10 protein-coding genes are annotated in these 10,168 nt (G+C 59.4%); 8 read left to right on the forward strand and 2 right to left on the reverse strand.

What is annotated here, in order from left to right; translation table 11 throughout:
• On the forward strand, window positions 1-1,680 hold a 1,680-nt coding region (locus JWQ61_RS13260; protein WP_304360938.1), incomplete at its 5' end, for a response regulator.
• A gap of 54 nt (window positions 1,681-1,734) precedes the next feature.
• Here the strand turns inward: JWQ61_RS13260 and JWQ61_RS13265 are convergent.
• Window positions 1,735-3,225 carry a deoxyribodipyrimidine photo-lyase gene (locus JWQ61_RS13265; RefSeq protein WP_304360939.1) on the reverse strand — a complete coding sequence of 497 codons (1,491 nt, stop codon included), beginning with the start codon at window positions 3,223-3,225 and terminating at the stop codon, window positions 1,735-1,737.
• A gap of 55 nt (window positions 3,226-3,280) precedes the next feature.
• Here JWQ61_RS13265 and JWQ61_RS13270 point away from each other — a divergent pair, with 55 nt between their 5' ends.
• From JWQ61_RS13270 to JWQ61_RS13295, 6 genes are all read left to right on the forward strand, one after another.
• The gene (locus tag JWQ61_RS13270) at window positions 3,281-4,015 is read left to right on the forward strand and encodes a YqgE/AlgH family protein (RefSeq protein ID WP_304360940.1); all 735 of its coding nucleotides are present in this window, start codon (window positions 3,281-3,283) and stop codon (window positions 4,013-4,015) included.
• A gap of 54 nt (window positions 4,016-4,069) precedes the next feature.
• Window positions 4,070-4,468, forward strand: coding sequence for a Holliday junction resolvase RuvX (gene ruvX / locus JWQ61_RS13275; protein WP_304360941.1), 399 nt, complete (start codon window positions 4,070-4,072; stop codon window positions 4,466-4,468).
• A gap of 24 nt (window positions 4,469-4,492) precedes the next feature.
• The gene (gene pyrR, locus JWQ61_RS13280) at window positions 4,493-5,020 is read left to right on the forward strand and encodes a bifunctional pyr operon transcriptional regulator/uracil phosphoribosyltransferase PyrR (protein ID WP_304360942.1); all 528 of its coding nucleotides are present in this window, start codon (window positions 4,493-4,495) and stop codon (window positions 5,018-5,020) included.
• Window positions 5,013-5,972, forward strand: a complete 960-nt coding sequence (locus tag JWQ61_RS13285; RefSeq protein WP_014004791.1) for an aspartate carbamoyltransferase catalytic subunit — start codon at window positions 5,013-5,015, stop codon at window positions 5,970-5,972. Before pyrR ends, JWQ61_RS13285 begins: the two co-directional genes overlap by 8 nt.
• A gap of 62 nt (window positions 5,973-6,034) precedes the next feature.
• The gene (locus tag JWQ61_RS13290) at window positions 6,035-7,324 is read left to right on the forward strand and encodes a dihydroorotase (protein WP_304360943.1); all 1,290 of its coding nucleotides are present in this window, start codon (window positions 6,035-6,037) and stop codon (window positions 7,322-7,324) included.
• Window positions 7,321-8,115 carry a 1-acyl-sn-glycerol-3-phosphate acyltransferase gene (locus tag JWQ61_RS13295; protein ID WP_304360944.1) on the forward strand — a complete coding sequence of 265 codons (795 nt, stop codon included), beginning with the start codon at window positions 7,321-7,323 and terminating at the stop codon, window positions 8,113-8,115. Before JWQ61_RS13290 ends, JWQ61_RS13295 begins: the two co-directional genes overlap by 4 nt.
• Before the next feature lie 3 nt (window positions 8,116-8,118).
• Here the strand turns inward: JWQ61_RS13295 and JWQ61_RS13300 are convergent, their stop codons facing one another.
• Window positions 8,119-8,952, reverse strand: coding sequence for a symmetrical bis(5'-nucleosyl)-tetraphosphatase (locus JWQ61_RS13300; protein WP_304360945.1), 834 nt, complete (start codon window positions 8,950-8,952; stop codon window positions 8,119-8,121).
• Window positions 8,953-9,344: 392 nt separating this feature from the next.
• Between JWQ61_RS13300 and rfbB the strand changes: the two genes are divergently transcribed.
• Window positions 9,345-10,168 (forward strand): dTDP-glucose 4,6-dehydratase (gene rfbB, locus JWQ61_RS13305; RefSeq protein WP_304360946.1); only part of this gene is annotated, 824 nt, incomplete at its 3' end.

Genomic DNA, 10,168 nt, shown 5'->3' on the forward strand with positions numbered 1-10,168 from the left:
CGCGAATTCGATCCGCTTGAATTCGACCGTTTTACCCGGCTGCAGGAACTGACGCGGATGATGGCGGAGAGCGTCAATGACGTCGCCTCGCTGCAAAAGAACCTGACCAATACGGTAGACGGCGCCAACGCCGACTTGCTGACCCAGCGCCGTTTGACGCGTGACCTGCAACAGGATCTGATGCACGTGCGCATGGTGCAGTTTGCCAGCATTGCCGAGCGTCTGTACCGGCTCACGCGCCAGGTCGCCAAGGAACTGGACAAGCGCGTCAACCTGGATATCCGCGGCAGCAACGTGGAAATCGACCGCAGCGTACTGGAAAAAATGATCGCTCCGTTTGAGCATCTGCTGCGTAACGCCATCGTGCACGGCATCGAATCGCGTGAAGCGCGGCGCGCCGCCGGCAAGAACGAAACCGGTGAACTGAAGATTGAAATCCGGCAGGACGGCAACGAAATCCTGATCCAGCTGTCGGATGACGGCGAGGGCCTGAACCTGCAGCGCATCCGCGACAAGGCGCGCACGATTGGCTTGCTGGAAAGCGATGAACAGATATCCGACCTGGAAACCACGGACCTGATTTTCCGTCCCGGCTTTTCTACCGCGACCGATATTACGGAACTGGCCGGCCGCGGCGTCGGCATGGACGTGGTGCGCTCCGAAGCAGCATCGCTGGGCGGCCGTGTCGCCGTCAGCAGCGATCCTGGCCAAGGCACGCATTTCACGATCCACCTGCCGTTGACGCTGGCAGTCACCCAGGTGGTGCTGTTGACCACCGGCGGCAGCACTTATGCCGTGCCGTCCGCGCTGGTGGAGCAGGTGCAGCAATTGAAGGCGAAGGCGCTGGCCGCAGCCTACAACGACGGTTCGCTGATCTGGCAAGGGCATAAAGTGCCGCTGCAATATTTGTCGACCTTGCTGGGCGATACCGAGATGGTGCCGGTGGCGCAGCAATATTCGCCTATCATCATCCTGCGCAGCGGCAACGACCGGGTAGCGATACACGTCGACGAAATCGTCGGCAACCGAGAAGTCGTGGTCAAGAATATCGGCCCGCAGCTGTCACGCATGATCGGCATTGCCGGCGCTACCGTGCTGGGTTCGGGCGATATCGTGCTGATCTTGAATCCGGTGCCGGTGGCAATGCGGCAGTTATCCAATGCGGCCCACGAATTGCGGGCGCCGCGGCAATCACACCTGGCTACCCACGAAACACTGGGCGCGGTAGCGGAAATGAGCGTCAGCGCCGAATCCGGCTCACCGCAAGCAGCCCAGGCAGTGCAGGGCCTGCGCAGCCAGAACGTGGTGATGGTGGTCGACGATTCGCTGACTGTACGCCGGGTTACCCAACGCTTGCTGTCGCGTGAAGGTTACCAGGTGGTGCTGGCGAAAGACGGTGTCGACGCGCTGGAACAGCTGCAGGCGATTACGCCTGACGTGATGCTGGTGGATATTGAAATGCCGCGCATGGATGGCTTCGATTTGAGCCGCAACATCCGCAACGACGAACGCACCCGTCATATCCCTATCATCATGATCACGTCGCGTACCGCGGCCAAGCATCGCAGCTATGCGATGGAGCTGGGCGTCAACGAGTACCTGGGCAAGCCGTATCAGGAGGATGAGCTGATCAGCACCATCAAGTCTTTCATCAAGAAAGAAGTCAACACCCTGCAATAACACTTTATGCGCATGCATGGAAGACAGGTCTTCCATGCATGCGCATAATTTTCCTTACTCCGCATTCACCGTCTTCACCACCGCATAACGCTGCAAGGTTGCCTTACGTGCCTCATCGTGCTGCACCAGCGGGAGCGGATAGTCCTGTCCCAGCCTGATTCCGGTTCGTTCCAGCTCTTGCGCGGGCGCCAGCCAAGGCGCGTGGATATGTCTGTTGCCGAGAGCGGACAATTGCGGCAGGTAGCGGCGGATGAACTTGCCGTCGGCATCGAATTTTTCAGACTGGGTAATGGGATTGAAAATGCGGAAATAGGGTTGCGCATCGCAACCCGACGACGCAGCCCATTGCCAGCCGCCGTTATTGGCGGCGAGATCGTAATCGTTGAGGTGCTCGGCAAAGTAGCGTTCGCCCCAGCGCCAGTCGATGCCGAGATCCTTGATCAGGAACGACGCCGTCACCATGCGCAGGCGATTGTGCATATAGCCGCTCTGATTGAGTTGCAGCATGGCGGCATCGACCAGCGGATAGCCGGTCCGGCCATCGCACCAAGCCAGGAACAGGCTGCGTGCGCGCTCGCCGCTTTCCCATCGGATGGCGTCGTATTCCGGCTTGAAAGCGGCTCGCGCTACGTGCGGGTGATGATGCAGGATCATGAAGTAAAAATCGCGCCAGATCAGCTCCGACAGCCATATTGCGGCGCCGCCGGCCGCCGCGCCCTGGTGTAGCGCCTGATAAGCCAGGCGGGCCAGCGTGCGAATCGAAATAGTGCCGAAGCGCAGGTGTATTGAAAGATACGATGGCCCCTTGATGGCCGGGAAATCGCGGCTCTGGCCGTATTGCCCTATACGCGGCATGAAGTCCTCCAGCAGACCGGAAGCGCCAGACATGCCTGGCGCGATCTTCAGCTCTCTCAGGTTGGTTTTCTTGAAGCCTAGCGCGGCCAGGCCGGGTATCTTTTCGGGGGGCGAGGAAGGCGGTAGTGCAAGACGTGCCGCATATTTTTCTATCGGGTAGGGTTTCAGGAAAAACGGGCCATCTGCTGCAGCCAGTCTTTTCATCCAGGCATTCTTGTAGGGCGTGAATACAGAAAACGGCTGGCCCGCCGTGGTCAGCACCTCCTCGCATTCAAAAATCACCTGGTCCTTGTAGCTGTGCCAGGCACGGCCATCGGCGGCCAGTGTTCTGGCGACGCCGGCATCGCGCTGCCGTGCCTGCGGTTCGTAATCGTGGTTGCTGAACACGGCGTTGACGCCAAGCTGCCGTGCCAGCGCAGGGATGACATCGCTGGCGGGACCATGGCGTACCAGCAGTCCGCCGCCCAGTTTGCGCAGCTCCAGGTCGAGCTCGGTCACGCTGCCGTGGATGAATTCGACCCGGCGATCGGCGCCTAGGCCGGCATCCAGCAATGGCTGCAGGATATCGGTGTCGAACACGAATACGCAGAATACTGCCGCGCTGCTTTTTAATGCATGGTGCAGGGCCGCATGATCGGACATGCGTAAATCGCGACGAAACCAGACCAGGGATTTCTCAAATTGCGGCATGAGGGCGATAATGTATACAAAAAATGAATGATTGTGAGGCAACGCCGAGGTGGGCTTGCGAGGACTTTACCCGACAAGCAACACTATTCAAAGCGGCTTTAGCGTATTCAAAACTGATAAAATGCGGTCCATGGCCAAGCTAGACACAACTCCGGACGATTCTCCAGCGCGCAAGACCAGCGCGAAGGCCGGCGCGGATTCTCCGCCCCTGAACCTGACAAATCATTTCCTTATTGCAATGCCTTCCATGCTGGATCCTGTTTTCGGCGGGACCGTGGTGTATTTGTGTGAGCACAATGCCAACGGCGCGCTGGGCGTGGTGATCAATAAACCGACCGACATGACCATGCAGGTATTGTTCGACCGCATCGATCTGGAGCTTGAAATCAGCCCCGGATTAGGCGGGCTGGAATTCGGCGACCCGATTGCCGAACGGCCCGTGATGTTCGGCGGCCCGGTGCAGGTCGAGCGCGGGTTTGTGCTGCACGCGCCCATCAAGAACTATTCGTCGACCTTGAAAGTGACGGACCAGATCGCCATGACCACCTCCAAAGACGTACTGGAAGAAGTGGCGCACGGCAGCGGGCCGCAGCGCATCCTGGTCAGCCTGGGCTGTTCCGGCTGGAGCGCCGGCCAGCTGGAAAGCGAGATTGTCCACAACGGCTGGCTGACTGTCGCCGCCGATCCCGCCATCATTTTCGAATTGCCGATTGCCGAGCGGTTTGCCGCCGCGGTCAACCTGCTGGGCATTTCGCCGTATATGCTGACTGCGGAATCCGGACGTGCCTGAATTGATAAATGCGTTGATGAATGCGTTGCTGCAAGATCTGTGCGGGAGCCGGGCATGACGGGGTTGACGGGCACCGTGCTGGGTTTTGATTTCGGCCTGAAGCGCATCGGCGTGGCGGTCGGCAATACCTTGCTGAAGCAGGCGCAGCCGCTGCAGGTCATCAGCGCTGCCACCAATGACGGCAAATTTGCTGAAATCTCGGTCCTGATCAAAGAGTGGCAGCCGGTGTTGTGCGTGGTAGGCCTGCCCCTGCATCCGGACGGCGCGACACACGAGATGAGCGTCCGCTGCCAGCGCTTTGCCAACCAGCTGCACGGCCGCTACGATGTAGCGACGGTGCTGGTCGATGAACGCTACTCGTCTGCGGTGATCAAGCAGCAGCGTGGAGAAGTGATCGACGACCAAGCCGCGGCGATCATTCTGCAGCAGTATTTTGATGATTTATCCGAATGACTTTGACTTTGCGGTGAAGATGCAATGACTACTACTCCCCAATTCGCCCAATTCGATGCCGAAGCGCTGTACCAGGTGCTTGAGGCAAAAGTAAAGACAGCCCTGGCGCAAGCCGACAATGTCGCCGTCATCGGTATCTACTCAGGCGGCGCCTGGATCGCCGAGCGGCTGGTCGCGGCCTTGAACCTGAACCCGGCTGAGCGTCTGGGATTTATCGATGTCTCGTTCTATCGCGACGACTTTTCCGAAAAGGGCCTGCGCGCCGACATCAAGCCGACCCAGATCCCGTTCGACGTCGATGACGCTACCATCCTGCTGGTGGACGACGTGCTGTACACCGGACGCACCACGCGCGCGGCGATCAACGAACTGTTCGACTACGGCCGCCCCAAAAAAATCATGCTGGCGGCGCTGATCGACCGCGGCGAGCGCGACTTGCCGGTGGCCGCCGATTTCATCGCCGATGCAGTCACGCTGCAGCCGGGTCAGTCCCTGCAACTTCAACGCGCCGACGACGGCAGCTTCACTTTAGACATCCAATCCAATGCTTAATCCCCAACTCAATAAAAACGGCGAACTGCAACATCTGTTGACTATCGAGGGACTGCCGACTTCCGTCGTCACGCACATTCTGGACACAGCGTCTTCCTTTGTCGGCGTCAGCGACCGCGACGTCAAGAAAGTGCCGCTGATGCGCGGCAAGAGCGTGTTCAACCTGTTCTTTGAAAACTCGACCCGCACCAGGACTACTTTCGAGATCGCTTCCAAGCGTCTGTCGGCCGATGTGATCAACCTGAATATCTCCGCCTCCAGCGCCAGCAAGGGAGAATCGCTGCTGGACACGATCGACAACCTGTCGGCCATGCACGCCGACATGTTCGTAGTGCGCCACGCCCAGTCCGGTGCGCCTTACCTGATCGCCAAGCACCTGACCGACACCAGGCAGCACCACGTCCACGTTGTGAACGCGGGCGACGGCCGCCATGCCCACCCGACCCAGGGTTTGCTGGACATGTACACGATCCGGCACTACAAGAAAGACTTCAGCAACCTGACGGTGGCGATTGTCGGCGACATCCTGCACAGCCGCGTGGCCCGTTCCGACATCCACGGACTGACTACCCTGGGCGTGCCGGAAGTGCGCGCCATCGGCCCGCGCACCTTGCTGCCCAGCGGCCTGGAGCAGATGGGCGTGCGCGTCTTCACCGACATGAACGAAGGATTGAAGGGGGTCGACGTGATCATCATGCTGCGCCTGCAGAATGAGCGCATGAGCGGCGCCTTGCTGCCGTCGGCGCAAGAATTCTTCAAGAGCTACGGCCTGACGCCAGAGCGTCTGGCGCTGGCCAAGCCGGATGCGATCGTGATGCATCCGGGGCCGATGAACCGCGGCGTGGAAATCGACTCGGCGGTTGCCGATGGCGCGCAGGCGGTGATATTGCCGCAGGTGACATTCGGCATCGCGGTGCGGATGGCGGTCATGAGTATCCTGGCCGGGAACTGAAGTTGCATTGCCCCGAGCCTGAATCCAGATAATTATTTATAGAATCGCCACGACATTTACAGATGAAACTTCACATCAAAAACGGCCGCCTGATCGACCCCGCAAATAATATCGACGCACAGCAGGATCTGTATATCGCCGCCGGCAAGATTGTCGGCGTCGGCAGCGCGCCGGCTGATTTCTCCGCCAACAAGACGATTGACGCCAGCGGCCTGGTGGTGGCGCCGGGCCTGGTCGACCTGAGCGTGCGCCTGCGCGAGCCCGGTTACGAATACAAGGCCACGCTGGAATCGGAAATGCAGGCAGCCATGCAAGGCGGCGTCACCAGCCTGGTATGTCCGCCCGATACCGATCCGGTGCTGGACGAACCGGGCCTGGTGGAAATGCTGAAGCACCGCGCCAAGAGCCTGAACCAGGCGCATGTCTATCCTCTGGGGGCTTTGACGGTCGGCCTCAAGGGCAAGGAACTGACGGAGATGGCTGAGCTGACCGACGCCGGCTGCATCGGATTCGCCCAGGCGGAAGAGCCGATCCTGGACACCACTGTGCTGCTGCGCGCCATGCAGTACGCCCGCACCTTCGACTATACGGTCTGGCTGCGCCCGCAAGACCCTTACCTCGGCCATGGCGGCATTGCCCATAGCGGCGCGGTGGCTTCGCGGCTCGGCCTGTCGGGCGTGCCGACCATGGCGGAAACGATCCGCCTGCAAACCATTTTCGAACTGGTGCGTGCGACCGGCGCCCGTGTGCATTTGTGCCGCATTTCGTCGGCGCCGGGACTGGAACTGATCCGGGCCGCCAAGAAAGAGGGCCTGCCGATCACTTGCGACGTCGGCGCCCATCACATCCACATGACGGATGTCGATATCGGCTTTTTCGATTCCAACGCCAGGATGACGCCGCCGTTCCGCTCGCAGCGTGACCGCGATGCCATCCGGCAGGCGCTGCTGGATGGCACCGTCGACGCGATCTGCTCGGACCACACGCCAGTCGACGACGATGAAAAATTGCTGCCGTTCGGCGAAGCGACGCCCGGCGCCACCGGCCTCGAGCTGCTTTTGTCGCTGGCCCTGAAATGGGCCGACGAGTGTGTCGCTCCAGAGCAGCAAGGACTCAGCCGCGCACTGGCGAAAATCACCACCGATGCTGCGCGCGTGGCGGGCCTGCCCGCCGGCCAGCTGACGATCGGCAGCGTCGCCGACATTTGCCTGTTCGATCCTGCGGTGCGCTGGAAAGTGGAAGCCAAGGAACTGGCGAGCCAGGGTAAGCACACGCCGTTCCTCGGATATGAACTGTGCGGAAGGGTCAAGACCACGATTGTGGCCGGTCATATAGCATTCGAACGCGTATGAGGCCCTTTCGTCTGGTGCGGGTGCTGCTGCACCTGCTGGTAGGCTTGTGGACTTGCGCCGTGGTGTTTCCGCTGGCCGACAGCGCAGGACGGCAACGGCGCATACGGCTGTGGTCGATCCAGCTGCTGGCGATCTGCCGGGTCCAGGTCACGCTGCGCAATCCGCACAACAGCGTGGCGGCGACGCGCGCCCTGATCGTTGCCAACCATGTTTCGTGGCTCGATATCTTTGTCATCAACTCGATCCAGACCTGCCAGTTCGTGGCCAAGTCCGATATCCGCGACTGGCCCTTGATCGGCTGGCTGTGCGAAAAGGGCGGCACGATTTTCATCGCGCGCGGCAAGCAGCGCGATGTGCGGCGCATATTCCAGGGGCTGGTGACGAGCATCGAAGCCGGCGCGCGGGTCGCCTTCTTCCCTGAAGGAACGACGGCGGCGCAGGGTTCTATCCTGCCTTTCCATGCCAACCTGTTCGAGGCCGCGCTCGACGCCAAAGTACCGGTGCAGCCGTATGCCTTGCGTTACCTGGATGAGCAGGGGGCGCTGCATCCGGCTGCGGATTTTATCGGCGACATGACGTTTGCCGAAAGCATGCTGGCGATCCTGAAAGCGCCGCCCATGAAAGCGGAACTGGTCCAGCTGGCGCCTATCGATACGACCGGATCGCACCGCCGCGACCTGGCGGTCCTGGCGCGCACTGCGATTGCCGAGGCATTGGAGCTGACGGAAAAAGACGGGGTCGCCCAGACGGGGTCGCCCAGACGGGGTCGCCTAGATGCGGCGGAAACCTGAGTTTTACCCCGGCCGCTGCGCTTGCGGGCAGCTGACCTGGAGCAGAAAACGATCGGACAGCCGCACCGCGGTGAGTTTGCCGCCCCACACGCAGCCGGTGTCCAGCCCTATCAGGTTGGGCCTGAGCACCAGTCCCAGGGTTGACCAGTGACCGTACACCACCGTTACGTCCTGGGTCTGCCGTTGCGGCACATCGAACCAAGGCAGGTAGCCGGGCATGGATATGCCGGTGCTTTCCTTGGCAGCGAGTTCCATGGTGCCGTCTTCGGTACAGAACCGCAAACGCGTCAAGGCGTTGACGATGCAGCGCAGGCGCTCGTTACCTTGCAGCGCATCGTCCCAGCGCAATGGCTGGTTGCCATACATTTCACGCAAAAAATCTACCCAATGCGGGCCACGCAGCACAGTTTCGACTTCTTGCGCCAACGCCACCGTCTTGGCGGCAGACCATTGCGGCAGCACGCCGGCGTGTAAAAACAGGTGACCTTGTTCCAGTAGCGCCAGGGGCCGCTGCCTTAGCCAGTCGAGCAGTTCGTCGCAATCGGGCGCGTCGAGAATTTCCTGCAGCGTATCGCCGCGGTGCAGCTTGCGGATGCCGTGTGCGGCTGCCAGCAGGTGCAGGTCGTGGTTGCCTAGCACAGCTTGAGCGCGGTCGCCCAGCGAGCGGATCAGGCGCAGCGTTGCTAGCGATTGCGGGCCGCGGTTGACCAGGTCGCCGACAAAAACCAGGCGTGCGCCGGGAGTGGTTGCGTCAATGCGCTTTAGTAAATCGAGCAGGCTTTGGTGGCAGCCTTGCAAGTCGCCGATGGCAAATAGCGTGGAACTGATAGGGGTCATGTTTCGCAGCGATTGCAGCAATTGAGGTTTGGTATTGTAGATCGCCAGTCGGTTTCTTGAGGCGCTCATTATGTTTTATGTGCGGGAAGTCGACATCGGAATCTGCTATGAGGATTGATGGAAAGCGAGTGCGGCACTTCTTGTATTTATTACTGTCTGAAGTTGATTAAAAGCTCTGAATTATTGTTTAGTTGTTATTTTGCAACAGATTGTTACATTGCTTACCAATATGCACGGAGTTAAACATCGTCAAATGATATTTAAGTAACTTATATTGGCCGGCAATAGTGGATAATTCGGGGTTACGCACGAATTTGGTGAATTGGAAGAGACGCGTAGTATTTAAAGCTGGCTGGCCAAATTCTTCAGAACTCTATTTTTAGGACAAATACATGATTTTCATTACTGGCGGGGCTGGTTTTATCGGGTCCAATTTCGTACTCGACTGGTTGGCGCAAAATGACGAGCCAGTGATTAACTTCGATAAGCTGACTTACGCCGGCAACATGAATAATCTGGCGAGCGTTCGCCAAGACCCCCGCCATATTTTTGTACAGGGCGATATCGGCGATACAGCACAAGTTGCGGCTCTGTTCGCACAATACAAGCCGCGTGCGATAGTTCATTTTGCCGCAGAAAGCCACGTTGACCGCTCGATCCACGGACCGGCGGCTTTTGTGGAAACCAACGTCAACGGCACCTTCGGCCTGCTGGAAGCCACCCGTGCCTATTGGAGCGCACTGCCAGACGCTGAAAAAACGGCATTCCGTTTCCTGCATGTCTCGACCGATGAAGTATATGGCACGCTAGGCCCCGCCGACGCCCCTTTCAGCGAAACTACCCAGTACGCGCCCAATAGCCCATATTCGGCATCGAAAGCGGCTTCGGACCATCTGGTCCGCTCATATCACCATACCTATGGATTGCCGACGCTGACCACCAATTGCTCCAACAATTACGGCTCTTACCACTTCCCCGAAAAACTGATTCCATTAATTATTACCAATGCGCGCGCCGGCAAGCCGTTGCCGATATATGGCGACGGGCAGCAAGTGCGTGACTGGCTTTATGTCAACGACCACTGCGCCGCGATCCGTCGTGTGCTGGAAGCGGGCAAGCCGGGAGAGGTTTACAACGTTGGCGGCTGGAATGAGAAAGCCAACCTCGATGTGGTCCATACACTATGCGACATTCTGGATGAGCTCGATCCGAAGGC

This window comes from Collimonas fungivorans (assembly GCF_028292705.1).
Taxonomy (GTDB): Bacteria; Pseudomonadota; Gammaproteobacteria; order Burkholderiales; family Burkholderiaceae_D; genus Collimonas; species Collimonas fungivorans_B.